This window comes from Exiguobacterium acetylicum, assembly GCF_022170825.1.
GTDB lineage: Bacteria > Bacillota > Bacilli > Exiguobacteriales > Exiguobacteriaceae > Exiguobacterium_A > Exiguobacterium_A acetylicum_B.
The window spans coordinates 292578-318801 of sequence record NZ_CP081878.1; the positions used below are offsets into that span (position 1 = coordinate 292578).

Genomic DNA, 26224 nt, shown 5'->3' on the forward strand with positions numbered 1-26224 from the left:
CGGATTCGAAGCACAGCGAATCCGTTTTTTTATTGCGCGTAAGCAGAAGGTGCATCAGACGAAAAAATCGTGTACGCTAAACGATGAGGTGATAGAAGTGAAACCAGTACAGTACCCGGTGTCATTGCGACAAGTGACGACGATCGAAGACGGTCCGATGCGTGAATCGGTCGAGCTTGAGGCAGACGGCACGTTGTTCGAAACAAAAGACGGCTTTGCCGTGAAGTTCGTTCAACCGGATGAACAACCGATTGATACGACGATCAAATGGTCGAAAGACCAGATCGCCTTGAATCGAAAAGGGCCTGTTGCGATGCATCATGTCTTCATTTTAGGGGAGACAACAAAAAGCCAGTATGGTAGTCAATTCGGTCAAATGTTGATGGAAACAGACACGGAGACGATTGAGATGCAATTACAACGGATGCAGTTCCGCTATACATTAAAAATGAATGGACAAGCAGTCGGTACGTATACGATTGATTTAACTTGGGAACGGAGTGAGACGAATGGCATTTGAACAAACAGTACGTCAAATGGAACAGATGATGGAAGAAGAGTGGTTCGAGTGGCTCGAAAACGATGAGCCTCGCTACAACGAATGGCGTGATCAACTTGAAGGACTCGCAGAACAGGTTATTACGGAGTATAATCCGAAGGTCGATCCGGAAGCGATCGATACGCTTCTTTTAATCAACGAAGAATTACCTGTCTTATACGGCGAAGATATCGTCATGCTGTACACAGCGCTCTTAAAAGCACGTCAGGAAGACGATCAAGTATACGAACGTTACTTGACGATCCTTGGTGCATTCGCGGACGAACAGCATCCAGCAATCCGTGAAGTCGAAAAGTTAGTAGCGAAAAAAGACTATAAAAATGCTTTTGCACGTGCAGTCCGTCTGCCACACTCACTCGGCTTGGAGTAAACAATCAATCAGACCATCTTATTTTTTAGCAAGATGGTCTTTTTAGGAGGAAGCGTCATGTATCCACTCTATCGAATCATTGTCGCGATCATCCGTAAGGACGGTCAACTGCTCATCGTCAATAATCAATCGGGTCAGGAGAAGCGGTGGAGTTTACCCGGGGGACAAATTGAAGCGGGGGAGACGCTGGAGCAGGCACTTCATCGCGAGGTCGCTGAAGAAACGGGACTGATAGTCACGGCAGCATCATTTGCTTTTTTAACGGAGAACTTCATGCCAACTCATCAAGCACACAGTCTCGTGACTTATTTTGATTGCGAGGTGAGCGGAGTACTTGATCCGAATGATCCTGACGAAGAAATCGTCGAGACGAAGTGGATCAACCAAAGGGAGCTAACGGAATACATCACAAGTGAGGACGTTCGTCTTCCGCTATGTACATATTTAACAGAGCAACACAAAGGTTATTACATGTTTGAAGAGATGAAGTGGTAAGCAAAAAGAACGGACTTGCTCCTGAAAAGGGATGGTCCGTTCTTTTGTTTAGAATGGCATATTTGACGTAGGAAATCTGACTAAGCATGTCTATCGAGAAAGCGCATATGACAAATTACTTTTAATAAATTTAAGTCATTTTTAAAGCATATTGAGCCAATCAATCAAAAGGAAATTTATTTGAAAATTTATGAATGAATAGTCATTCATTATGTGCTATACTCATTTCAACACAACTGCTTTAGGGGGAAAGGGGTTTGTTCGAACATGAATACGTTTTTACTCATTAACTGGATTGCCTTCCTACTCGTCATCGGCTATGCGGGCTATCTATTCACGTCACTCGTCAAAAGTCGTTATGCCGCCATTAAACGGGGGAAAAAGGCGGAGTGGACACTGACGAACAAAGAACGACTAGACGCGGTCTTAGTCAACGTCTTCGGGCAAAAGAAATTATTAAAGGATAAGAAAAGTGGCGCCATCCACGTCATGATGTTCTACGGTTTCTTACTTGTTCAATTCGGAGCGATTGATTTTATCTGGAAAGGACTCGCCGTCGGTCAGCGTTTCCCGCACGTCCCACTCGGTCCGCTCTATCCGATTTTTACATTTTTCCAAGAAATCGTCATGCTCGTCATCTTGATTGCCGTCGTTTGGGGATTTTATCGCCGATACGTCGAGAAACTTGTCCGCTTGAAACGGAATTTCATGGCAGGTCTTGCCTTGATCTTCATCGGTGGTTTGATGGTCGCCGTCCTATTCGGAAACGGATTTTTCCTTGTCTATGAGAATCATTCGACGTTCGGTGAACCGGTCGCTTCAAGCATCGCATTCTTATTCAATTGGGTACCGGAATCAGTTGCGTTCGGATTATTCGTTTTCTTCTGGTGGGTACACTTGCTGTTCTTACTTAGCTTCATGGTCTACATCCCGCAAGGTAAGCACGCTCACTTGATTGCTGGTACAGCAAACGTCTGGCTTGGTCGAACGTCAAAAGTCGGTCGTTTGGCACCGATTGATCTATCGGTCATGGAAGAAGCAGAAGACGACGAAGCGGAATTTAGCTTCGGGGTCAACCGAATCGAAGATTTCAATCAGAAACAGCTCGTTGATCTATATGCTTGTGTTGAGTGTGGACGCTGTACGAATATGTGTCCGGCAAGCGGTACAGGAAAAATGCTGTCGCCGATGGATTTGATCGTTAAATTACGGGACCATCTCAACATGAAAACGGCAGCGATCACGCAACGCTCGCCATGGGCACCTGCCTTTGCGTTTGAAGGATCGCAAGGCAACCAAATCGCTTCACTGGCAGCAGCAGGGCAAATGGACATCGTTCCGGATTCATTGATTGGGAATGTCATTACGGAAGAAGAGATCTGGGCGTGTACGACATGTCGGAATTGTGAAGATCAGTGTCCGGTCATGAACGAACATGTTGATAAGATCATCGACCTCCGTCGCCATCTCGTTATGATGGAAGGCAAGATGGATCCGGAGATGCAACGGACGATGGCAAACATCGAACGTCAAGGTAATCCGTGGGGGATGAACCGGAAAGAACGCGAAAACTGGCGTAAAAACCGGGATGAGCTCGTCGTTCCGACAGCGAAGGAGAAGAAAAAAGCGGGCGAAGACTTCGAGTACTTGTTCTGGGTCGGTGCGATGGGATCGTACGATAACCGAAGTCAAAAAATCGCCATGGCATTTGCGCGGATTCTGAACGAGGCAGACATCTCGTTTGCGATTCTCGGAAATGACGAGAAGAACTCGGGGGATACACCACGTCGAATCGGAAACGAAGTGTTGTTCCAGGAACTCGCAGAAGCAAATATCAAATCATTTGAGAAGTATGGCGTCAAAAAGATCGTCACGATCGACCCACATGCTTACAACACGTTTAAAAATGAGTATCCGGACTTCGGACTCAATCCAGATGTCGAAGTGTATCACCATACCGAGTTGCTCGCACGTTTGATTGACGAAAAACGGATTACACCGCTCCACGAGGTCAAGGAGCGTGTCGTCTATCACGATTCGTGTTATCTCGGTCGTTACAATGATATTTACGACGCACCACGTTATATTCTCGAGAAGATTCCTGGCATTACGCTCGTTGAGACGGAACGCAACCGCGAAAAAGGAATGTGTTGCGGTGCTGGTGGCGGGATGATGTGGCAAGAAGAGAAAGTCGGCGCACGGGTCAATGTTGCGCGGACGGAACAATTACTGACGGTTCAACCATCCGTCATCGGGTCAGCATGTCCGTACTGTCTGACGATGCTCAGTGACGGAACAAAGGCGAAGGAAGTCGACGAGGCAGTCGCCACGTACGACGTCGTTGAGCTATTAGAACGGTCGATCGTTGGTACTCCAGTCGAAGAATCAGTTGCGACAGTCTAAAAAATAGAAATCAATGGACGGTTACTCTCTTAAATAAAAGGGAGTGACCGTTTTATTTTGAAAAAGCGCGACGTTTTACTGTATGGTTTTGACGTGATAAGATAAAAAGAACTAGCTATGGAAAGGAGGTGAGAATCTTTTGGGAAGGCGTTACTTCGAATCGGTCAGGTCGCGGAGACCACCGGCTTATCAAAACGAACGATCGATTACTATACATCACTTGGTCTGTTAACACCAGAGCGCACCGCGTCTGGCTACCGTCTGTATGACGAATCGGTCATTCATCAAATCGAAAAGATTGAATATTTGAAGTCTCAACGGCTTTCCCTGCAAGAGATTCTTGCTTCTTTTACGGAACGGGAACAAAAAACAGGAGAGACGATTTATCAGGAAGTGAAACAACTTCAGGCGACGGTTGAAGGACTCGAGCAGCGTTTGTTACATTCGACGGACGTCGAAAAACAAGCGATCCGTTTAGAACTATCACGGCGTCTCACATTGATTGCTTCCTTGATTGCACAGCTTTAATACAAAACAATGGAGGTGACCCCTGTTTAGGGGATTTTGGATACTATATTATTCATCAATTTATTTTTAGTGGTCTTGTTGATTGCGTTGACGGCGTTTTTCGTCGGATCGGAATTTGCTGTCGTTAAAGTCCGGATGTCGCGTTTGGATCAGATGATTCAAGAGGGGAATAAGAGTGCCGTGCTTGCGAAAAAAATCGCCGGTGATCTCGATTACTACTTGTCAGCCTGTCAGCTTGGTATCACGGTCACAGCACTTGGTCTTGGGGCCCTCGGTGAACCGACGGTCGAAAAGATTTTGCACCCTGTCTTTGATGACTTCGGCATCTCTGCTGCGGTTTCAACGCTCTTATCGTTTGGTATCGCGTTCGTATCCGTAACGTTCTTACACGTCGTCATCGGTGAACTCGCTCCGAAGACACTTGCGATTCAGTATGCAGAACGGATGACATTACTATTTGCTCGTCCACTTTACGTGTTCGGTAAAATCATGTATCCGTTCATCTGGTTACTCAACGGTTCAGCTCGCTTGTTCCTCGGTCTGTTCGGCGTCAAACCAGCAGGGCACGAACAAGCCCACTCGGAAGATGAATTGAAAATCATCATGGCGCAAAGTTTCCAAAGTGGTGAAATCAACCAAACGGAACTTGCCCTCATGCAGAACGTTTTTGCGTTTGATGAGCACATCGTCAAAGACTTGATGGTGCCGCGGATGCGGATGGAGACAATCTCGGAACGTTTAACGAAAGATGAACTGATGGAAATCTTCATGGATAATCCGTACACGCGTTACCCGGTCACAGAAGAAAATGATAAAGATCGGATTCTCGGATACGTCAACGTCAAGGAAGTCTTGACGGATTATGCGAACGGAAATGAGCATCCGGTGACGCATTATATCAAGGATTTACCGGTTGTTTCGGAAGTGACGTCACTTCAAGAAACGTTACGGAAGATGAAACGGACCCGGACCCATCTCGTTCTCGTCGTCGATGAATATGGTGGAACAGCAGGTCTCGTCTCGATGGAAGACTTACTCGAAGAAATCGTCGGTGAAATCCGTGATGAATTCGATGCGGATGAAATCGAAGAAATCGAACAGGTTAAATCGGATGAGTTCCTACTCGACGGTACAGTCCTGCTCGCGGACTTAGAAGACCGCTTCAATATTCGCTTTACGAATGTCGAAGATGTCGATACAATCGGTGGTTGGATTCAGATGCACAACATTGATCTCCAACCAGGTGAACACATCGACACACCAGACTTCTCAGTCGAAGTGATGGAGATGGAAAACTATCAAATCAACCGCGTCAAAATTTGGTTGCATCCAGCTGAACAAGTAGAAGCAGAAGGATAAAATAGTCGGTTCCTCATCGAGGAGCCGGCTTTTTTTTTTGCATCATATCAGTCAAAAAATCAAGAATGGACGGATTGTGCGAACTTTCGGCAGTCATGATAGGAGAATGACTAGTGAAGCGGGAATGTAATCTACAGTTACTTTATTGTTGAATCGCGTCCCATGAAACGAGGAGGTATTCCGTGCTCGAGCAGATTCCATTTTTACTGAGTCGTTTAGGTATGTTAGCACTGTTAGCCTTTCTATTATCCCAGTGGCGCATTTCCCGATACATATTCAAAATGGACCGTGGAATGAACCTTCCACTTCTTTTTGCGTTCGTGTCATCTGGTATTTTGATGAATTACGCGGGGATCGAACTTTCGCAAGATACGACGATTGATCCGTTACTCGGATTAGCTGTCGAAAAGGATGCCCTGTTGCTCGATACACGACTGGCTGTCATCGTAACGAGTGGTTTGATTGGTGGACCGGTGGTCGGTGGGATCACGGGATGTTTAGTCGGTCTGCACCGTTACGTGCTCGGTTCGTTAGGGGCAGAAGCAGGCTGGATCATTGCGATGCTCGCTGGACTTGCGAGCGGATGGTACCGGAAGCGGTGGCGTTTGCATGATGGTTATGCGCTCGTTCCACCAATCGGTATCGTATTGACTGCGTTGTTATTCGAGAGCGGTATCACATTATTGCTTGCCCCGGATACGACAGAGGCACTTGATTTGATGAGCCGTGCCGCTTTTCCGTTACTGTTCGCAAACACATGCGGTGTCATCCTGTTCATCATGATTTTACGGACACAACTTCGGCTCGAGGGAGCGCTCTTCGTCCGCCAGACTGAGCGTTCCGATCGTCTACTGCAAGCGTTACAACCATTACGAAAGCAGGGATTGACCTCGGAAGTCGCGCGACAAATCGGAGCGACATTATTAAAAGAAACGAAGATGCAACGAATCGTGTTGATCGGGGCGACAGAAGTCGTCATCGATATGACTGATCAGCAACCTGCCGTCTGTGGCGAGCAGCCGAGACGTGAAGAACAACGATGGATTGAGGCGGAAGAACCAGTGCGACAAGAAGATGAGCAGACGGGACAAATTTTGAGTTTTCATCCGATGCGGATCAACGGTCAAAAAGCGGGTGTCATCTGTTATTTCTCAAAGGATTTATTTGATGACACCGTGGAGCGGATGACAGAACAACTCGTCGGTTTGTTAGCTCGAGAGCTGAACATACACCGGGAAGAGCAATTGACCCGATTAAGTGGACGAAAAATGAAACCGATGTTACATGTGACCTATCTCAAAGGGATCATTGAAGAGATTCAACGGACAGCCGATCCAGGAACTCCTGTGAAACATCAACTGAATGCGTTGCTTCAACTTTTGACGGCAGCGACGCGACATGATGAACACCCGTTGCGTGAAGAACTAGCGACATTAAAGGCATATTTATCACTCGAAGGAACACGACGCCGTCCCAACCAACTGACTTCCGCTGATATTACGGTCGATCTTGATATCGAGACTGCCGTTGAAGAATACTTCGTTTTCCCCTTTCTCGTGACACAGCTTGTCGATAATGCACTGCGTCATGCGTTCGTAAAAGCAGGACGACATCACCGGATTGATGTCCGTGCCTTTAAGGCGACGAGGGACTGGGTCATCGAAGTCACGGACAATGGGCAGGGTATGCCGTTTAATGTAATGCAACAATTGGAGCAAAAGGAAGCGGGGGATTCAAATCTGTTCTTGATTCGACGAGCGTTAGACGTGACATACGGTCCGGTTGCGACATTACATGTCCACTCGATCATCAATCAAGGAACACGCATCGAAGTCCGGTTACCTCTTCCATCCCTCTGACAACAATGGCATTTCGCCGTTGTTGTTTTTTTGTCTCGTTCCGAGGGTAAAAAGGAAAACAGGAAAATGTAACGTACAGGAGGAAACAAATGATGATTACGATAACTAAAGTGGGACAGTTCGGTGATGAGTCCTTGCTCTGCTTTACTTTACAGAATGCGCACGGACATAGCGTCGATATCTTGAACCGAGGGGCGAAGATTCTTGCCATACGTGTTCCAGATCAACAAGGAGCGATCGAAAACGTCGTACTCGCATTTGATGACCTGTCGGAATATCAGGATGATCCACATCATTTAGGGGCAACGATCGGACGTGTCGGGGGACGAATTGCGAACGGAGCGTTCGCGCTTGAAGGGATGACATATGTCCTGGAACAAAATGAGGGTGATCATCATCTGCACGGTGGAAGCGAAAACTGGGCGAACCGGATGTTCACGCACGAAATCAATGAGAACGATCTGATTCTACGCTTAGATAGTCCAAGCGGTGAGAACGGGTATCCCGGTCATTTGTCGTTCACTTTGACATTCAAATGGACGGATGAGGATGTTCTTCAGATTCATTATGAGGCGGAGACGACGGCTTCGACACCATTCAGTCCGACGAACCATACGTACTTTAATTTGACGGGTGAAGCAAAAACGACGATCGAACAGCATGTCCTACAAATGGATGCTCCTTTTTATGTACCGTTAACGAAAGATGCTGTACCGACCGGTGACATCCTCCCTGTGGCAGGAACTGTCTTTGATTTTTCGGAAGCGCGTCCACTACATGAAGTGACACACGCACCAGACGAAGAACTACGCCAAGCAGGTAGTGGTGTTGATCACCCCTTCTTGCTCAGAGAAAGCGGAGAAATCGTTCTCGACGAACCAATCAGCGGTCGACGATTACGGGTCGTGACCGATCAACCGGGAGTCGTTGTTTACACTGCCAATCACTTGTCAGGTGACTTCACGATTTGTGGTCGTCGTGCGACACCGTATCTTGGAATCTGTTTTGAGACACAAGGATTACCAGATGCAATCAACCAACCGAATTTTCCTTCTGTCGTCTTGCATGCTGGCGAGCACTATCATAAGCACACATCGTTTCATTTTCAGGTGATGTCATGACGTTTCTTGCGATTTCCACTTCTGTATATGGTAGGATAAAGCGAGAAGAATCTAACGGAGGCTAGGGAAATGACTAAAATAGCATGGGTGACCGATAGTATGGCCTATTTCACGAAGGAAGAGGCAGAAACGATCGGCGTCAATGTCGTACCGATTCAAATCTTGCTTGGTGATACGGCGTATCAAGAGAATGCCATCACAGTCGAGCGATTGTTCCGTGCACTTGATGCGGACAAGAAACTGATTGCAAAAACATCGCAACCAATCTTTGGTGAGTTCGTCGGGACATACGAACGGCTGAAAGAAGAAGGATATGACTGCGCGATTGCGGTGCATTGTACGAACGGACTCTCAAGTACCGTCCAAAGCTCAGCATCAGCAGCGGAAGCAGCAAGCTTTCCCGTTCACATCATCGACTCGCATACAGCGTTCGAGAACCAGCAGGAATTCATTCGTTACGGGATGGAACTCGAGGCACAGGGGAAATCCGTCGAGGAAATCGTAGCAGCCTTACAAGCGTTGACGAAGAAGACGCATTTCTATATGATCGTCGGTAATATGGAGACGATGCGTCGAGGTGGACGTGTTTCGTCGGGAGATTTGTTCCTTGCGAACTTACTCAGCATTAAACCAATCATCACGACGGACGAAGCAGGAAAAATCGTTCCATTCAAAAAAGCACGTTCGCTGAAAAAAGCCTACATCGAAATGGTGAAACAAATCGATGAGTCGATGCGTCAGCATACGTTCTACAAGAATCGGATTTATGTCGCGACGACGATGGCACCGGAAATGGCGGCTGAATTGCGTCAACAAGTCGCAGCGAAGTTCCCGGATCTGACGATTCTTGAAGGGACGTTTGGTCCTGCGATCGGAACGCATGCCGGAGCAGAGACAGTCGGTTTATTCTGGATGAATGACTAAACTGAAACGGATACGACAAGGGGCTGACTCAAAAGTCAGACTCTACAAAGTTAGGGTGGCAGAACGATAATCTGCCACCCTTATCTTGTAACAAAAAGAATGACGCGTCGCACGCAACTCCTACAGGAAAAAGCGCATCTTTGCGCTGTCAGAGACAAACAAGACCCGCTCTCCTGCTTAAATGAAGCAGGAAAACTGGCTTGTGTCTCGCCTGAGGAAAGGGCGTGAAAAGACGCGTCATTCTTTTTTTGAGTCAGACTCCTTGTTTCGTTCAAGCTGTAAGTGTGATTCCAAGGAAAGCTGCAAGAATTCCGAAACCGTAGCTCGAGATGAGATAGAGGGTGAGCACTTTACGATTTCCGTCCTGAAATAGCTGCAATGTCTCGATTTTAAACGTTGAGAATGTCGTAAATGATCCGAGGAAGCCGGTACCTAAGAGTAACGTCCATGTCGTATCGAGATGCGCCCCGATGACGAGTCCAAGTAAAAATGAACCGAGTACGTTAATCAGGAACGTCGCCAGTGGAAATTCGCGTTTCCAAACCGTCTTCATCCATTGACTGACGGCGAACCGACTGATAGCGCCACAAAAAGCACCGATGGCAAGGGAGAGTAATTCCATTCACTCACGTCCTTTCGTCACGCGACGTAGCCGTCTTGTCCCAAGCGTATAACCGAGATAAGACAGGAATAAGCCACCAAACAGACTGATGAGAACATATAAAAGGGCATCCGTTACATGATGTGTTTGGATTAAGGTCACCGTTTCTACACTGAACGTCGAGAACGTCGTGAACGATCCAATGAATCCTGTTCCGATTGCTGTAATCGCATACTGGTGTAAGAGTTTCGTTCGAAATAAAAAGTGTGTCGCATAGCCGAGCAGAAAGCTCCCAATTAAGTTGATTGCAAGCGTCGGCCACGGGAAAGGACCGGTCGTCAAGTCGCCAATCAGCAGTCCGAGTCCATAACGAGCAGAGGCTCCAAGAATACCTGCGAGACCTACGAGTACATAGAGCATATGAATCCTCTTTTCTTGAAAAAAGTCTACATTAAACGTACTCCTGGCTTTAAGAAAGCGTCAAGAAAAAAAGTCACGCGAGGGACTTAACGATTGAATTCTTTCTACCGATGAACAACTGTATGACTTTAATAAGGTGAAGGAGTTTGAACAAGATGGTATCTGCCCTCGAGCAACAAAGTACAAAGATTTTGTCCCGCCTGATTGCAACGTTAATTACCATTGCGCATCCATTGATTTTTTTATTTGCCCAAATGAATTACGTTCCGATCAGTGTGTTTTATCAGTTTTTAGTCGGTGGTTTGATCTTGACGGTCGCGTTGCTTGCTGGCAACCGTCTACTTGGACATCGTCCGAGTGGGAAATACGTCCAAGTGACGTTAACCTATTTCGTACTCGCTTTAGTCTTGACGACATTACCGTCGCCAAGCATTTGGACGATCGTCTATCTCTATTTGACGATTTCGATCGTCTACTTGATTCCAAGCCTCGTTATTCTTGCAGGAATTCTTGGACTCATCGAAATGATAATATTCACGATACTTGGAACAATCGTCTTTACGAATACATTTGACTTGATCGTCGCCTATGTCATCTATTTGATGATTTTCTCGGCTGCTGTCTTCGTTGCCGTCTTCGGACGAAATGTCATGCGCGCAGTCCGCCAAGAACAAGAGCGGTCGGAAGCTTACGCGGCAACATCGCAAGTTGCGCTTGAACAAACGGCAGCAACCGCAACGGAAGTGACGACGTTCACAGAAGAGATGAGCGAAACAGTCGATGCTGCGAAGGATTCTTTCAGTCAGGTCGATCTAGCGATGCAACAGCTGGCACATGATGCAGCAGGTAGCGTCCAAGCGATTCGTGAAATCCGCCAATTGAACGAACAACAAGTCAACCGGATGCAAGACGTGACGGTTTCCGTCGACCACGCACTCGATCGGAGTTCTTCATCACGAACGACAGCCGAACAAAGCAGGCAGACGATTGGTCTTGCTGGACAATCCTTACAACAATTGACGACGAGCATGGATGAGTCTGTCACGTCATTCGGACAACTCGCTGGGCGGTTCCAAGAAATTGTTGCGATCACGTCGAGCATCAATGCGATTGCGGCTCAGACAAACTTACTCAGTCTGAATGCTTCGATTGAAGCAGCTCGTGCTGGCGAGTTCGGGAAAGGCTTTACGGTCGTTGCGCAAGAAATTCGTAATCTATCAGCACAAACGGCAGAAGCGTCAAAGGAAATCAATGCAATCATTGAACGTGTGGATCAAGACGTCACACAAACTGGTAATTCGATTCATGCGAGTACGACACTGCTACGAGAGCAGGAAGAACGGATGGCAGAGAGTCAGTTAGCCCTGCAGACGATCGAGACGGATGCGACAGAAGTCGTTGGTTCGATCCAGTCGGCGCAGACCCAGTTCGCGACGATGACGAGTAGTCTTACTGCTATTACGACAGCAACCGGTCAACTCGATACATTCATGAACGCTTTACTTTCACAAAGTGAATCATTATCCGGTCTGACACGCCATCAAGTCGGACAGGTCATGGAACTGCAACAAGCGATTCACGCCTTGAACGAAACAGCGTCAACCCTTCAGCAGACGAACGCTTAACGAGACAGCTCCTCATCGATTGATGGGGAGCTGTTGTGTGTCTGCGACAGTTTGTCGTTGCAACGGACGGGGAACAAGATAGGGAACGATTATTGAAGGAGGAGTCAACGGATGAAGGCAGCTTACATTGAACAGTATGGTGGATCGGAACAATTTAAGGTTGGAGAACTGGATAAGCCCGTCATTGGACCAGACGATGTCTTGATTGAAGTCTATGCCGCAAGTGTCAACCCAGTCGACTGGAAGTTACGCGAAGGATACTTGCGTGAGATGTTGAGCTATGAGATGCCGCTTGTCATCGGCTGGGACGTTGCTGGTGTGATTCAAGAAGTCGGAGCGAACGTCTCGGATCTTCAAGTCGGAGATGCGGTCTTCAGTCGTCCGGAAATTGCCCGTCAAGGAACGTATGCAGAGTACGTTGCAGTCGATGCACATCTTGTCGTGAAAAAACCAGAATCACTCAGTTTTGCTGAAGCGGCTTCTCTTCCGCTGGTCTCGCATACCGCATGGCAGGTCATGTTCGAAGTGATGGATGCGAAACCAGGTGACCGGATTTTCATTGGTGCCGGATCAGGGGGCGTCGGAACGGTTGCGATTCAACTCGCGAAAGCGAATGGCTTATACGTCATTACATCGACAAGTACGAAAAACGTTGACTGGGTGAAAGCGCTTGGAGCAGACGAAGTCATCGATTACAAACAAGAAAATCCAGCTGATCGTGTCCAGGACGTCGATTTTGTGTTTGATACGATGGGCGGCGATAAACAAGGTGAGTTGTATCAAATGCTAAAGCCGAACGGGATGCTCGTCTCGATCTCAACACCACCTGATGAAGACAAAGCGAAAGAGCACAATGCACGTTCTGCGTATGTCTTCATGCAACCGACCGGTGAGCGTTTGCAGCATATCGCAAAAGCAGTCGAGCGTGGCGAGTTACAGCCTGTCGTTGATCGGATCTTTGATCTCGATCACATCAAGGAAGCCCACGATTATGGTGAAGAAGGGCATGCTAAAGGAAAAATCGTCATCCGAGTCAAAGGAGAATGAGTGAGAAGAAGAGCGCTAAATTCAGCGCTCTTTTTGTATGTTGTCAATCCATTTTTCGAACCTAAAACAAAAAAATACCTGGTCAAAAAAGTGTAAAGGGTAAGGTGTTGCTTCTTCCTATACTAAGGCTATCAGATGTGAGTCAGCCAAATTAAAAGGAGGAAGTAACATGAAAAAAGGATTTAAGTGGGCAGGAATCATTGTAATCGGAGCAGTCATTCTCGGAAATCTGGGGGATGACGAAGATCAAGCAGCACCTGAGAAAAAAGTGGAAGTTCAACAAGAAGCAGTTAAGTCAGAAGCAAAACCAGTGAAAGCAAAGGCAGCCGCAAAGCCGGTCAAGAAAACGTACGGGATTAATGATGAGGTGAAGGTCGGTAAACTGACGTACGTCGTCAATGACGTCAAAATGGTCGATACGCTATCGAATGTCCTTGGCGAAAAGAAAACATCAGGACAATTCTTAGTCATCGGTCTGACGATTCTAAACGGAGATAAGGAAGAGCGATTCGTCGACAGCAATATGTTTAAAGTCAATGTCGGCGATACGGAATACTCAGCCGACACAGAACTCGATCTCTATGCGAATGAAGACGGAATGGGGTTCTTCTTAGAGACGATTAATCCGAATATCGAAAAAACCGGCAACATCGTCTTCGAATTACCGAAACAAGTCAAAAGTCCGCTGCTTGAAGTCTCATCTGGCTTTGGCTGGGCAGGTGGACAATCAAAAGAGATTCAATTGACACAATAAGCATCAAGAAAGGGAGTAGTGGACAAATGCCCGCTACTCCCTTCAGTTTTTTACGATCGAGATTGTTGGATCAGTAGCTCAGGTGTCAATCGATCAAGTAATTCGAGCGTCTCTGGATGAGCGGCGAGCGTCCGGTCGAGTGCTTTCCGTTCTGTCTCGAGACACGCTAGATAACGCTGAGCCGCTTCTGCGTGCGTGGCTGGTGTAAGGACGTCATAGATTGCTTCAAGAGCAAGGCGAGGAATGTCAGGCAACGTCGTCGGAATCGTCTTCAATCCGAGTTGCGCTCGATTCGGAGCATGGTGATGGAGCAATACTTTCGCGAACTTGATCAAAGCGCTACGTAGCATCTCAACCGCCCATAAGTCATTTCCCCGTGCCGCTGCTTTTTTGTATTGGAATAAGAACCAGACGGCATCAATTGCTTCATCGGTCGCTTCTTGAGCGGAAAGCGTCAAGTCACATGTATCTGTGTAATCTATCAGCTGTTGCTTCGGGTCGTACAGAACACGTAGTTGATCCTTATGATTCAGCGAGTCGAGTGTCACCGTGAATAAATCGATATGTAGGAAATCATCGTAGACGACAATCATTTGTGGCGCGATGATGTCGATTTCATCTTTCCAGATGATTGGGCGATAGGCGGCTAGGTGCGACAAACGACGGGATAAGAATTTCGTTTGGCGTTCTTCCGAGACAAGGCAGTACAGATCGATGTCTGAATGAACATCTTCTTCTCCCCGTCCGAACGATCCTTTCAAGAAGATGGCTTCGACAGCAGGATCTTGTGTGAGTCGAGCAACGAGCTGCTCGATCGCATGAAGTTGATGCATGAGGACTCATTCCTTTCCGAAAACAGAAGTCTATTAGGTCAGTATACGGGATAATAGACAGTTTATTCCATAAAAAAAGAGAAATCGCATCGAAATGGACTTCTCATTGTGAAGCAGACGTTAGTTTGTCTTTATTTTCGAGATGAATGACGTGCTGTTCGCCCCAGGCATTGATTGCGTCAAGGACCGGAATGAGTGTCCGTCCATAGTCCGTCAGCGAGTACTCGACACGTGGTGGGACTTCCTGATAAATCTCGCGGTGGACGATGTCATTCAGTTCGAGCTCACGTAGTTGAGCCGTCAGCATCTTTTGCGTGATGTTTGGTAATTGTCGTTTCAGTTCACTGAAGCGGAGTGTTCCGCGCGTGATCAATACAAGTAAAATCGACGGTTTCCATTTCCCGGTCAAGATTTCGAGTGCCGTCTCGACACGACAACTTGGTGTCTCTTCCATCGGTCTTCCTCCTTCATGGTATCGTTGAGGATACTATACCACTTATTCGTGCCTACTTCCGCTTCCGTCGCTTCCGCGTAATAATAGAGGTACGAGCTATATAGTTGAAGGAGGAAACAAGATGTCCATTCACCCACAGATTACACTCGGTCCTGTTCGCTTGCGTGTGACGGATCTCGATCGTTCCGTTTCATTTTATACCGGATCACTCGGATTACGTGTGCTGACACAAACTGAACAATTGACTGTGCTCGGCGCACAAGGTACACCACTTGTTGAGCTGGAAGTCCATCCGAACGCCCGCCGTTTTCCACCGAACTCGGTTACCGGGTTATACCACTTTGCGATTTTATTACCAAACCGAAAAGAACTCGGCTTCGTCATCCGGAACCTGATCGCTCAAGGCATTGAAATTGGTCAAGGTGACCATCTTGTCAGTGAAGCGTTTTATTTATCGGACCCAGATGGGAACGGCATTGAGATTTATGCCGATCGTCCGCGTGACACGTGGACGTATGAAGCGAATGGCGACGTCAAGATGACGACCGATCCTGTCGACTGGCAAAGCATGCTCGTTGAAGCAGGAGAAGAAGATTGGTATGGCATGCCAAGCGAGACCGTCATGGGACACATGCACTTTCACGTTAAGACACTCGAAGCAGCGCGGAAGTTTTATATCGAGACACTCGGCTTTGAGGTGGCGGCTGATGCTTCCCGCATGCGGGCGTTATTCGTTGCTGCTGGCGGTTACCATCACCATATCGGTCTGAACGTCTGGTCTGGAGTCAACGCACCGACGAATCCGAAAGATGCAGTCGGACTCGTCTACTGGACGTTACGTTATCCTGATCAAGCGACGCTTCAGACGGCGATCGAGACGTTAAAGGTTTCTGCTTACACTGTTACGGATCAAGCAGGAGATGTATATGTGACCGATGATGCCGGTATTACGGTTCGATTGACTGTAGCACGACTAGAAAATTAAGGACGTTGCACCAACCCCTGTCTACACGAAATAATCGTGTCGATGGGGGTTTTATATTTGCATGGATAAAGGCTAGAGGAGGATAGGAAGAACGGAAGAGTCACTGATGAAGTGCTTTCTCTAAAAGGATTTCATAAAACGAACGCGATAATGTTGCTTGGTGTGGATAACCGAGTACTTCATAAATCATTAAGGCTCGTTCGACATACATCGTTCCTGTCGTTACATCACCTTGCGCAATCAGTAGGAGACCGGTATAAAAGCTGTGTGAATTTCGATAGAACATCGCTTCGACACCTTGGGTAAAGTCATCGAGCTGCAGGAGTAACACCTGTGCCATGTCCAGTTCATTCGTCATGATCAATTCATGGATTTCATTGATCAATAACGTATAGATGATGGTCCGTCCACGTTTGAATTGTTTATAGCGATCTAAGGAAGGGAGAATGCTACGGAAGTACTCCACTTTTCTTTCATAGTCGATGAAGTCGAGCGTATTCGCCAAAAAACGTAGTTCACCAATTGTCCACGTTTCAATACGGTCCAAGTAATCAAGAATCGTTTGACGAGTATCTTCTGCAATGGCCTCTTTTGAAAAGACACCATATTGATTGAAATGAGTCAGTTGTTCGATACGAGCATCGAGTTCAGCAATTCGCAAACTGTTCTGATAAGACTCCGGTAAATCGTAATACTGCGATCTAAGAAGAATCAACCCGTCGATGTCGTTCGCATTCCCCTTTAATCCGTATTCATCATAAAATTGCTCGATGAGTGATTCCTTGAATCCATGATGGATGTAAAGAAACTCATCAATTTCCATTCCGAGTCGTTCGAGGAGTAACTGGATCAGGTGAAAGGATATCTCGTGTTTTCCTTGTTCAAAGCGAATCGCATAAGATTTAGACATGACAGAATCGTAGAGTTGCTTCTGTGTCATTCCTTTTTTGATTCGCAATTCTCTCAATAATTCTCCGTGAGATGGCATGATAAGTCCTCCTGTTTAAAAGACATTACGCTAAAGGATAGGTCTAATAAATCAACAAGTATCTTATAGAGAGGTATTAAATAGGAGACTATTGGAATCATACCCGTATTTACGTCTTATAATTCAAGTATCAAAAAAGCGCATGGTAAGTCCCGAGTCATGAATGAAGGAGGAACAGGAATGAAGACGATGCGGACAACGAATGGTGGGTTACTAGTCGGGTCACTACTACTGTTAGTTGGTTTTGTTGCATTGGTGCAGTTTGACTGGGCGTGGTGGGCATTATTCTTGTGCGGGCTTGTTGCATGGGCAGTTACTTTCAAAAAAGATAGTCTACAAGCGGTTACGTTTCCAAAGAAGTTATGGATGATTCCGGTCGGTGCGCTGCTCTACGTCGTCTTAAGCATACTCATCGGATTGATTGCTAGCTCGACTGGACTGGAGTGGGCAGCTAATCCAGCTTCTGGTCACTTGGGGCAGATTGCCTTCATGCTTCCATTCATGTTGATGGGGGAAGAGTTGCTTGGGATTGGAATATTGGAAGGGGCAAGAAGTAAAGGGTTATCGATGTGGACGAGTACCCTGTTGAGTGCTGTTGTGTTCGGTCTCATTCATATTCCGTCATACTGGGACGGCTCACTCGTATCGACTCTCCTGCACGTATTATTACTTCAAGGTGTAGCACGGCTGATCTTCAACTATGTTTATATCAAAACAGGTCGCAGTATTTTTGGGTCATGGATTTCTCACATGATCGTTGATTTTGTTGTATTATCCATTTTTTAAAGAAAAACATCCAGCAGTGGACGTTGGGTCTGCTGCTGGATGTTTTCATGTATAGAATATTAGCGTGATGACGACGTTGTATTACCGTCATACCGGCTGATCAATTCATATGGTCTGACTTTATATAAGGCGTGTGGGAAGTAGTGTGGATCCATCGCATCAAGCGTCCGTAACTGGAAGTGCTCCCGTTTGATGTATTCACTCAGCGAGTCACGCGTCAGCGGGAAGAAGCCGACATCCGTCGTTTCACCTTCTTGTGTCGCGAGTTCACCGCCCGTGGCTTTCCCGCGGAAACAGACGCAAAGGACGTGACTTGAGACATTTTGATAAATGCCGGTAATCCCATCGATCGTGACATCGACACCGGTCTCTTCTTTGACTTCTCGTTTGATGGCGTCAAGAATCGACTCGTGATTTTCGACTTGTCCGCCCGGCATCTCGTACGTATCACCACGATGGAGGTTACGGACGAGTAGAACTTCACCCGCATCGTTCGTAATATATGCGGTCACACTAACGATAGCGCGAGGCGGGGCATACGTACCAGTCGACGTCATGAAGTCTTCATACGATTTGATATATAAATTTTTGCCAAGGCGTGCGCGCTTCTTCATCGCTTCACGACGTAAGGCACTATTGCGGACATCACGATCGACTTGTTCGTAATGTTCCCGGTCACGATATTCCCAAATGGCGATGACTTCATCTTCTGCCTCGGTCACCCAGCGACCAACAAGACGGGCACCATGGCTAACTTGAAGCGGGTACAAATAGGTATGGAAAAACTCAGTAAATTCTTCTAGGCGTTCGGGACGAATCGTATAGGTCTTCCGGCGATGTAACATGGAAATTCCTCCTATCAGATGAGCGTTCAAATGTACGTTGTACCCCTTCTCGAACGAACGGATGAAACCCTTTTTCTCAATGTATGAAAAAGGGTTTTTTGTTGAACGATAGTGTAGAAATTTCATACGGTGTAAGTGACTTTAAAGAATCGATGACGATCTCTTTTGTTCGGAAAAGTGTAACTAAAGAAGAAGTTAAGAAATGGACAGGGCTCAACTTTAGAAAAATCGGGGATACTACATATAGAGAGAAACAGAAAGAAGGGATACGTGATGGATATCATGGCACTCGTCCGCCTGGCTGGCGGAATCATGTTCACCCCATTGTCGGACGATGTCTTGATGATGAGTTTTGCAGCATTACGTTTACGAGAGGGGATGTACCCGATCGTCATCTGGTTGACCGCTTGGCCGGTCTTCTTCATTGCTTTTACATGGTTTTATTTACTTGCACGGTTCTTCCGTGAGATTCCGCTTGTTAAACGCTGGATGAAGTCACGTTTCTTGGAACGAGCAGAAACAATTATTGAACGGCGTGGATTATGGGCAATTGGATTATCGTTCTTCTTACCTGGCGTTCGTCATCCGATTCATTACGTCGCAGGACTCCTCGGATATCCGTTACCACGTTATCTCTTGATGACGTTTCTAGCAGCAGGTGTTTATACAGGACTTTGGACGTTTTTGATCGTCCGGATCGGAGAAGCTGTCACGTGGTCGGAACTGTGGAACTGGTTACAAGTGAATCCCGGAATTGTCGGCTCTGTCTTAATCATCGTGATTGGGATTGCAGTAATCGGTATCGTGCATCATCGTCGTCAAAAGGATACGGTGGAAGAGAGTTCTTCGATTTAAACTATAGGGAATACGTGAGCGAATCCAACGTCGGATTCGCTTTTTTAGATGAAGTTTGGTTTTATGAATAAGGATAGTTTTTTGAAATAAGAAGTAACCTGCAAAATAAGTGAAATCATTGTCAAAAAAAGACGTTTTTCACTTCTTAAAACTTACGCGATTTACACACTGTATTGGCAATTTATCGTCACAAGAAAGTGGCTGAAATTGGATTGTAAACGCTTATACTAGGAGGTGTTCACAGAGTGGACATATTTATTGCTAAAGGAGGATACATATGAATCTCATGCAGACGGAAGAGAAGGTCAAAAAAGCACCGACTTCTTCTGCTTACCGGACGATTTGGCGGTGGCATTTTTATGCTGGAATCATTTTTGCACCGTTCCTAGTCATGCTTGCTGTGACAGGATCCATTTATCTTTTTAAGCCACAAATCGAAAACGTCCTGTATCAATCGTATTATGAAGTTACACCACAAGCAGATCGCATCACTGCGACGGAACAGATTGATCGCGTCAAAGTGAAGTATCCCGATGCACTTGTCACGTCGTACCGACCGGGTGAATCCGACGATCGATCCAGTGAAGTGAAGGTCTCGTCACCAGACATGTCGGCGACGGTCTTCGTCAATCCGTATTCAGGTAAGATCATCGGAACATTATCAGACGATGACCGAATCATGAATAAAATCGAAGAGATCCACGGGGAACTGATGGCGGGAACGACTGGCGACCGGATCGTTGAACTCGTTGCCTGCTGGGCGATCGTCTTGATCGTAACGGGATTGTTCTTATGGTTCCCACGTAAGCAAAAGGGACTGTCAGGTGTCTTGTTCCCACGTCTTCGTCAAGGCAAGAAGTTATTCCATCGTGATCTCCACGCTGTTCCAGCATTCTGGATCACAGCAGGGATGCTGTTCCTGATCTTGACTGGCTTACCGTGGTCCGGTTTCTGGGGAACGAACTTCCAGTCCCTTGTCACGAACCAAGGGCTTGGTTATCCACCGTCCATCTGGGGTGGGGAGGCACCGACGTCAACACTTCAAACGAAGGATATCGCGGAAGTCCCGTGGGCTGCCGAAACACTTGATGTCCCGCAATCGAAAGTTGAAGGTGCTGTTCCAGCCTCGATCGATGACATCGTTGCGATTGGAAAACAACAAGGGATGGACCCAAGCTTTAAGATTAGCATCCCAAGTGATCCAAGCGGGGTCTATACACTGTCTGCGTATCCGGCGAAAGCACAGGATGAAGCGACGATCCATCTTGATCAATATTCCGGTGCCGTGCTCGCCGATTACCGCTATGACAACTATGGTGTCGTCGGGAAGATCGTCGCGACTGGAATTACGCTTCATAAAGGAACGGAATTCGGCTGGTTCAACCAATTGATCAGTCTGTTGATTTGTCTTGGAATTATTCTCGTGGCAGTCAGTGGTTTCTATCTCTGGCTGAAGCGAAAACCAAGTAAGGGAATGGGGGCACCGAAAGGTCCAAAAACATTCATGCTGAAAGGATTCCTCGCCATACTCGTCGTGCTTGGTATCGTATTCCCGCTCGTCGGACTGTCGTTGCTCGTCGTTTGGCTACTTGATTTCCTCGTTATTCGTCGTATTCCAAGTGTAAGGAGGTTCTTCAATGCGTAAATCTAAATCGATGCAAACACTCGTGCTCGTCGGACTGCTCGTCACGACGACGAGCCTTGCCGGTTGTGCGGTCGATTCCGATGCTGCAGAACAGTATGTCGTATCTAAGCCATTATCAATCAAAATGAATGTCCCGACAGACGTACAACCGGACGCCAAGAAAAAGCAGACGTTTGAAGCAACGGTCTGGCGTGAAGCGAAACCGGCTCAAAAAGTCGATTACGTTCACTTTGAGATTTGGAAAGCAGATGGAACAGTCCGTTATAGCATGGAACCGGCAGAAGAGATGCAGCCAGGTGTTTATACGATTGCAAAAGTACTGCCGAAGTCCGGGCTGTATTATGTCAAAGCCCATGCAAGCAGTGAAGGCGCGATGATCATGCCAACACGGCAGTTCATCGTCGGTGAGTTATCGAAAGAAGATTTAAAAATCTTACAAGGTGGAGCAAAACCAGCTGGTGGGAGTAGCGGTCACCATCACTGATAGAGGCATCAAAAAGAGAGGGCGGAATTTTCCGTCCTCTCTTTTTAGCATACATTATCAATCATCATCACCGTGATCGCCATGATCATCTCCATGATCGTTGGAATCGTCATCTCCTTCATCATCGCCGGAATCATCCGATGAACCGTCGTCATCCGGGTGTTCATCTTCCGATTCAAGCTCCTGTCCATTGTAGAACTTGACTTGGACTTGTAGTGTTTTAATGTTTGGTAATTGAAGTGCCTGAGCGACTAATGCTAATACTTCTTCTTCTGTCATCGATGGTGTGATGAGCAGACGGTCTTTTAATGTCGTAACGTTAGTGATACCAATCTCATCCTTAAAGCGTAGTTCTTTTCGCTGATGTTCAGTACTATAGCGCCACTCGAACTTTTTCTTATTCGTATCTGTTACTTTGATTGTGATCCGTTTGAGTTCTTGATTATTTTGAACACCATCTTGATCCGTGTCTTCCTGATCATCTCGTGTTCCATCATGATCGCTATCTGCTTTTGTCGGATCGGAACCGAGTTCAAATTCATCTTCATTCAAAAGTGTATCTTGATCGCGGTCCTCTTCACTATCTTTGATGCCATCACGATCGGAATCCTTTTTCAATGGTTGCGTACCCACGATGAACTCTTCTCGTGTCGTCAATCGATCCTGATCTTGGTCTTCTTTATCGTCAGCAATACCATCTTGATCGGAATCCTTTTTCAACGGGTTCAGATGCGCTGTGTATTCTTGTTGATTCGTAAGTAAGTCGCGGTCCGAATCCTCTTTCCCATCCTTAATTCCGTCGCGGTCGGAATCCGATTTTGTTGGATTGAGACGAAGTTGATACTCTTGAGCATTCGTCAAACCATCACGATCGTGATCTTTTGTAGTGACTTGTTTTCCATATCCTAAATGATATTGTTTTTGCCACGCATCCGGGATACCGTTTTTGTCTTTATCTGCTTGCACGACAGGTTTCTTCTTCGCTTTACTTTTTGCTTCAACAGGTCCGACTGCTTGCGAGACGACGAGCGAAGCAAGTACTGCACCAATGACAATCCGTTTCATGAGTTCACTCCTGTTCTATAAAAGATAAAAGATGAGGTTATAAGAAGATTCTAATGAAATGATTAGAAAATAAGTCGGCTGTTTCGCGAAACGAGTAAATAAAAACTAAAAAATAATTAAAGTGCTTCATAAGTTTATTTCTCCAGAAAAAATATTTTAAATAAAAAATGTAAAAAGATAAAACCATTCGTGAACTCCTTACGTTATCTATGTGAAGTCCAAAAAATCAAAGGGGTGTTCATAAGATGAAGATGAAAAAGTCGTATCTCGCTGTTCCGCTTAGTGCCGCATTGTTGATTCCAGCAGCAGGTGTCAGTGCACATGGTCATGAGGACCATAGTAAGATGTCTCACAGTTCAGGAAAAGTCTCATTGGATGTCTCATCTCCAGCATCGGATCTACGAGCGACACTCGATCAAATTTTATCTGAACACGCGTATCTCGCAGTCGTCGCGATGCAAAAAGGAATTGATGGAAAAGAAGATTTTGAGCAAGCAGCCGGTGCGTTGAATCAAAATACGGATGATTTAGCGGCAGCTGTTGGTTCCGTCTACGGGGAAGAAGCAGGCGCTGCCTTTAAAGAAATCTGGGCTAGCCATATCGGTTACTTCGTCGATTACGTCAAAGCGACTGGTGCCAAGGACGAAGACGCTAAGCAAAAAGCATTAAAAGAGCTCGATGAGTACCGCGTCGAACAGGCTGCTTTCCTTGATAAAGCAACGGAAGGACGTCTAAAGGCTGCAGATCTCGAAGCCGGACTTAAAGTCCATATCACACAACTGTTAACATCGTTTGATAGCTATGTAGCAGGCGATTATGATGCTGCCTATAGCAACCTGCGTAAAGCGATCGAGCATATGTATATGGTCGGTGAAGGATTGTCTGGTGCAATCGTTGATCAGTACCCAGATAAATTTAAAAATACGAAAGTCGATACCCCAGCAGCAGACCTTCGTGCCGGACTGAACCGAAACTTCTCCGAACACGCAGCACTTGCGGTACTTGCGATGCAAAAAGGGATTGACGGTGCAAAAGACTTTGACGCGGCAGCCGGTGCCTTGAATCAAAATACGGATGACCTGACTGCTTCAATCGGTTCTGTTTACGGTAGTGAAGCAGCGCAACAATTTAAAAAGATTTGGTCGAGCCACATTGGCTACTTCGTCGACTATGTCAAAGCAACAGGTGCGAAAGATGATCAAGCACGCGACATGGCTGTGAAGGAACTTGATGAGTACCGTGTCGAACAGGCAGCATTCCTCGATGCAGCAACAGAAGGTCGCTTAAAAGCAAAAGATTTGGAAGAAGGACTGAAGGTCCACATCGACCAACTCTTACTTGCCTTCAACAGCTACAATGAAAAAGATTACGACAAAACGTACCCAGCGATTCGCGAAGCGTACGCGCATATGTACGGCGTAGGGGAAGGAACAGCGACAGCCATCGTCGATCAGTTCCCGGATAAATTCAAAGGTGCGCCTGGAATGCCGAACACAGGTCTCGGTGGTATGCAAGAAGCATCATCGACAACAGGTATCGTTTGGTCACTGCTTGGTATCGCAGCAGCATCGATCCTTGGATTCTTCGCACTCCGTCGTCGCCCGCAACAATAAAGGACGACCCGCTGGAAACAGCGGGTTTTCTTGTACACATCAAGCAGAAAGGAGGTAAACGACATGCGCATCATCCGACTTGCACTTCTATTTCTGATTTGTCTGTTGCCTGTCTCGGTCGAAGCACACACGAGCTTAAAAAGTTCGAATCCGGCAGAAGGGGTCACATTATCTGAGCCAGTTGAGCGGATTCGCTTGACGTTCAGTGAAGCCGTTGAGAAAACGAGTACTTTGCGATTAGTAGACGCGAAGGGTGTCGAACAGTCGCTTGCAAAACCACTTATTATCGGAAATGAACTCAGTGCCGTCGTCTCGAATCCTTTAGCTGAAGGAAAATATACGATCGAGTGGGCGTCGATTTCTGATGATGGTCATCCGGTCAAAGGGACGATTCGTTTTACAGTACTGGGTGGGGAAAAAACTGAAACGAAGACAGTCGAAAAGGCAGAGCCGATGGAAACGAAAGCATCGGTCGTGCCGGAAGCCGAGCCTGTTTCAAAAGGACTCGTTCCAACACTGCTTCCTTGGATTGTCGGGGGGTTACTCGTTAGCATCATTGTACTTGTTCTGTTACGTCGTCGTTCAGCATGAGTGCGTTTATTGGGGAACTGCTCGTCTATCTAGGTGGCGCGATTTGGATGGGATATCTCGTCCTACGCTTTATTTCGACAGAACGTAAGCCAATGATCATAGACGGAACACGGTGGGCGGTAGTGGGACTCGGGATGCTTGTTCTTGGAACGAGTATCCCAGTCATCGGTGCCGTTCGTTTTCTACATTCGACGCAAACGATGACAGAGGCTCTACGGACAGGACTACTAGATTTGCATATTGGTCGGATGTTTCTTGTCGTTTACTTTTCTGCTTTACTTTTACTACTCGTACTTGCTTGGCGAAAACAGTTGTCCGTCATATTAGCGGTCGTGACGATACCACTATGGGTTGGCATCGCAGGAACGAGTCATGCTGCGGCCAAATACGGTGCGCTCGGGTGGACGCTTCAATTTAGTCATTTTCTATGTGTGACAGCTTGGATTGGTGTCGTCTTTTGGTTAGCGATCGGTGCTCGCTCGACCGAGCATTGGTCTGCTTTTTTAAGTTGGTTCAGTCCGTTCGCCCGGATTGCCTTTACTGGTGTCATCCTTTCAGGTGTGTTACTGATGCAACTGGCGATTCCGCTAGAACGCTATACGAATCTATGGGGCGTACCATATGGACAAGCGTTGTTACTGAAGCACATTTTATTGTTACCGCTTTTGTTCTACGCCTTTTGTAATGGCACGCTCGTTCGGCGGCGATTGCGTTTCGACTCGGCGTACGATCCACGCCCGTTACTTCGGATGGAGAGTATCATTTTAGTATTGCTGTTCATAGCGAGTGCATCACTTAGTCGACTGGAGCAACCGACGTTAGCGCAACTGCCGGTCAGTGCTCCAGCAGGAGACGGATGGATTTTGATGATCGGCATCGTCACTTTGCCGCTACTCGTACTTGGGTACCGTCGCCATGCGATTGGCGTCTTGCTTAGCTTGTTCAGTGTCAGTCTGATTTATCTCGGACTGCTGGCAACGGGATGAAATACAAAGAAGGTAGCGGATGCATCCGC

General features: G+C 46.8%; 27 protein-coding genes. 20 read left to right on the forward strand and 7 right to left on the reverse strand.

Translation table 11 applies throughout. The features are described from left to right. Positions 1 to 97 precede the first annotated feature (97 nt). From K6T22_RS01620 to K6T22_RS01665, 9 genes are all read left to right on the forward strand, one after another. Complete coding sequence (locus K6T22_RS01620) at positions 98 to 520, forward strand: YwiB family protein (RefSeq protein ID WP_238238550.1); 423 nt, start codon at positions 98 to 100, stop codon at positions 518 to 520. Next, the gene (locus K6T22_RS01625) at positions 510 to 929 is read left to right on the forward strand and encodes a hypothetical protein (protein WP_238238551.1); all 420 of its coding nucleotides are present in this window, start codon (positions 510 to 512) and stop codon (positions 927 to 929) included. Before K6T22_RS01620 ends, K6T22_RS01625 begins: the two co-directional genes overlap by 11 nt. Before the next feature lie 57 nt (positions 930 to 986). Then, on the forward strand, positions 987 to 1424 hold the full coding sequence (locus K6T22_RS01630) for an NUDIX domain-containing protein (protein WP_238238552.1): 438 nt from the start codon (positions 987 to 989) through the stop codon (positions 1422 to 1424). A 267-nt stretch (positions 1425 to 1691) separates the two neighbouring features. Beyond that, positions 1692 to 3827, forward strand: coding sequence for a (Fe-S)-binding protein (locus tag K6T22_RS01635; protein ID WP_238238553.1), 2136 nt, complete (start codon positions 1692 to 1694; stop codon positions 3825 to 3827). 159 nt (positions 3828 to 3986) lie between these two features. Beyond that, complete coding sequence (locus tag K6T22_RS17285; protein WP_035399153.1) at positions 3987 to 4355, forward strand: MerR family transcriptional regulator; 369 nt, start codon at positions 3987 to 3989, stop codon at positions 4353 to 4355. A 36-nt stretch (positions 4356 to 4391) separates the two neighbouring features. After that, positions 4392 to 5714, forward strand: coding sequence for a hemolysin family protein (locus K6T22_RS01650; RefSeq protein ID WP_238238554.1), 1323 nt, complete (start codon positions 4392 to 4394; stop codon positions 5712 to 5714). 182 nt (positions 5715 to 5896) lie between these two features. Further along, positions 5897 to 7573 (forward strand): LytS/YhcK type 5TM receptor domain-containing protein, encoded by a 1677-nt coding sequence (locus K6T22_RS01655; protein WP_238238555.1) that lies wholly within the window; start codon positions 5897 to 5899, stop codon positions 7571 to 7573. Positions 7574 to 7662: 89 nt separating this feature from the next. After that, positions 7663 to 8694 (forward strand): aldose epimerase family protein, encoded by a 1032-nt coding sequence (locus K6T22_RS01660; protein WP_238238557.1) that lies wholly within the window; start codon positions 7663 to 7665, stop codon positions 8692 to 8694. Between the two features lie 69 nt (positions 8695 to 8763). Beyond that, the gene (locus K6T22_RS01665) at positions 8764 to 9618 is read left to right on the forward strand and encodes a DegV family protein (protein WP_238238558.1); all 855 of its coding nucleotides are present in this window, start codon (positions 8764 to 8766) and stop codon (positions 9616 to 9618) included. A gap of 271 nt (positions 9619 to 9889) precedes the next feature. Here the strand turns inward: K6T22_RS01665 and crcB (K6T22_RS01670) are convergent, their stop codons facing one another. Beyond that, entirely contained in the window at positions 9890 to 10240 is a 351-nt protein-coding gene (crcB, locus tag K6T22_RS01670) for a fluoride efflux transporter CrcB (RefSeq protein ID WP_238238560.1), read from the reverse strand. Beyond that, positions 10241 to 10639 (reverse strand): fluoride efflux transporter CrcB, encoded by a 399-nt coding sequence (crcB, locus tag K6T22_RS01675; protein ID WP_238238562.1) that lies wholly within the window; start codon positions 10637 to 10639, stop codon positions 10241 to 10243. Positions 10640 to 10794: 155 nt separating this feature from the next. Here crcB (K6T22_RS01675) and K6T22_RS01680 point away from each other — a divergent pair, with 155 nt between their 5' ends. The 3 genes from K6T22_RS01680 (at position 10795) to K6T22_RS01690 (ending at position 14065) form a co-directional block, all read left to right on the forward strand. Beyond that, the gene (locus K6T22_RS01680; RefSeq protein WP_238238564.1) at positions 10795 to 12264 is read left to right on the forward strand and encodes a methyl-accepting chemotaxis protein; all 1470 of its coding nucleotides are present in this window, start codon (positions 10795 to 10797) and stop codon (positions 12262 to 12264) included. A 111-nt stretch (positions 12265 to 12375) separates the two neighbouring features. Next, positions 12376 to 13311 carry an NADP-dependent oxidoreductase gene (locus K6T22_RS01685; RefSeq protein ID WP_238238565.1) on the forward strand — a complete coding sequence of 312 codons (936 nt, stop codon included), beginning with the start codon at positions 12376 to 12378 and terminating at the stop codon, positions 13309 to 13311. A 169-nt stretch (positions 13312 to 13480) separates the two neighbouring features. Then, on the forward strand, positions 13481 to 14065 hold the full coding sequence (locus K6T22_RS01690) for a DUF4352 domain-containing protein (protein WP_238238566.1): 585 nt from the start codon (positions 13481 to 13483) through the stop codon (positions 14063 to 14065). Positions 14066 to 14115: 50 nt separating this feature from the next. Here the strand turns inward: K6T22_RS01690 and K6T22_RS01695 are convergent, their stop codons facing one another. Together K6T22_RS01695 and K6T22_RS01700 are read right to left on the reverse strand one after the other, a co-directional pair. Continuing rightward, a complete protein-coding gene (locus K6T22_RS01695) occupies positions 14116 to 14898 on the reverse strand; it encodes a nucleotidyltransferase domain-containing protein (RefSeq protein ID WP_238238567.1) in 783 nt (260 codons plus the stop codon). A 103-nt stretch (positions 14899 to 15001) separates the two neighbouring features. Then, positions 15002 to 15352 carry a winged helix-turn-helix transcriptional regulator gene (locus tag K6T22_RS01700; RefSeq protein WP_238238568.1) on the reverse strand — a complete coding sequence of 117 codons (351 nt, stop codon included), beginning with the start codon at positions 15350 to 15352 and terminating at the stop codon, positions 15002 to 15004. Positions 15353 to 15473: 121 nt separating this feature from the next. Between K6T22_RS01700 and K6T22_RS01705 the strand changes: the two genes are divergently transcribed. After that, positions 15474 to 16337, forward strand: a complete 864-nt coding sequence (locus tag K6T22_RS01705; protein WP_238238569.1) for a VOC family protein — start codon at positions 15474 to 15476, stop codon at positions 16335 to 16337. Positions 16338 to 16437: 100 nt separating this feature from the next. Here the strand turns inward: K6T22_RS01705 and K6T22_RS01710 are convergent, their stop codons facing one another. Further along, positions 16438 to 17325: an Rgg/GadR/MutR family transcriptional regulator gene (locus K6T22_RS01710; protein WP_238238570.1), complete on the reverse strand. Its 888-nt coding sequence runs from the start codon at positions 17323 to 17325 to the stop codon at positions 16438 to 16440. A gap of 180 nt (positions 17326 to 17505) precedes the next feature. Between K6T22_RS01710 and K6T22_RS01715 the strand changes: the two genes are divergently transcribed. After that, positions 17506 to 18111 carry a CPBP family intramembrane glutamic endopeptidase gene (locus K6T22_RS01715; RefSeq protein ID WP_238238571.1) on the forward strand — a complete coding sequence of 202 codons (606 nt, stop codon included), beginning with the start codon at positions 17506 to 17508 and terminating at the stop codon, positions 18109 to 18111. A 59-nt stretch (positions 18112 to 18170) separates the two neighbouring features. On the opposite strand, the gene K6T22_RS01720 is transcribed toward K6T22_RS01715, so the two are convergent. Next, positions 18171 to 18956, reverse strand: a complete 786-nt coding sequence (locus tag K6T22_RS01720; RefSeq protein WP_238238572.1) for an NUDIX domain-containing protein — start codon at positions 18954 to 18956, stop codon at positions 18171 to 18173. 273 nt (positions 18957 to 19229) lie between these two features. On the opposite strand from K6T22_RS01720, the gene K6T22_RS01725 reads away from it, so the two are divergent. From K6T22_RS01725 to K6T22_RS01735, 3 genes are all read left to right on the forward strand, one after another. After that, positions 19230 to 19811 (forward strand): DedA family protein, encoded by a 582-nt coding sequence (locus K6T22_RS01725; RefSeq protein WP_238238573.1) that lies wholly within the window; start codon positions 19230 to 19232, stop codon positions 19809 to 19811. Between the two features lie 277 nt (positions 19812 to 20088). After that, positions 20089 to 21456: a PepSY-associated TM helix domain-containing protein gene (locus K6T22_RS01730; RefSeq protein ID WP_238238574.1), complete on the forward strand. Its 1368-nt coding sequence runs from the start codon at positions 20089 to 20091 to the stop codon at positions 21454 to 21456. Beyond that, a complete protein-coding gene (locus tag K6T22_RS01735; RefSeq protein ID WP_238238576.1) occupies positions 21449 to 21940 on the forward strand; it encodes a FixH family protein in 492 nt (163 codons plus the stop codon). Before K6T22_RS01730 ends, K6T22_RS01735 begins: the two co-directional genes overlap by 8 nt. A 57-nt stretch (positions 21941 to 21997) precedes the next feature. On the opposite strand, the gene K6T22_RS01740 is transcribed toward K6T22_RS01735, so the two are convergent. After that, on the reverse strand, positions 21998 to 23005 hold the full coding sequence (locus K6T22_RS01740) for an MSCRAMM family adhesin SdrC (protein ID WP_238238577.1): 1008 nt from the start codon (positions 23003 to 23005) through the stop codon (positions 21998 to 22000). A gap of 245 nt (positions 23006 to 23250) precedes the next feature. On the opposite strand from K6T22_RS01740, the gene K6T22_RS01745 reads away from it, so the two are divergent. From K6T22_RS01745 to K6T22_RS01755, 3 genes are all read left to right on the forward strand, one after another. Next, complete coding sequence (locus K6T22_RS01745; protein ID WP_238238578.1) at positions 23251 to 24618, forward strand: copper amine oxidase; 1368 nt, start codon at positions 23251 to 23253, stop codon at positions 24616 to 24618. A 63-nt stretch (positions 24619 to 24681) separates the two neighbouring features. After that, the gene (locus K6T22_RS01750; RefSeq protein ID WP_238238580.1) at positions 24682 to 25209 is read left to right on the forward strand and encodes a copper resistance CopC family protein; all 528 of its coding nucleotides are present in this window, start codon (positions 24682 to 24684) and stop codon (positions 25207 to 25209) included. Next, positions 25206 to 26195: a CopD family protein gene (locus tag K6T22_RS01755; RefSeq protein ID WP_238238582.1), complete on the forward strand. Its 990-nt coding sequence runs from the start codon at positions 25206 to 25208 to the stop codon at positions 26193 to 26195. Before K6T22_RS01750 ends, K6T22_RS01755 begins: the two co-directional genes overlap by 4 nt. Positions 26196 to 26224: the final 29 nt, after the last annotated feature.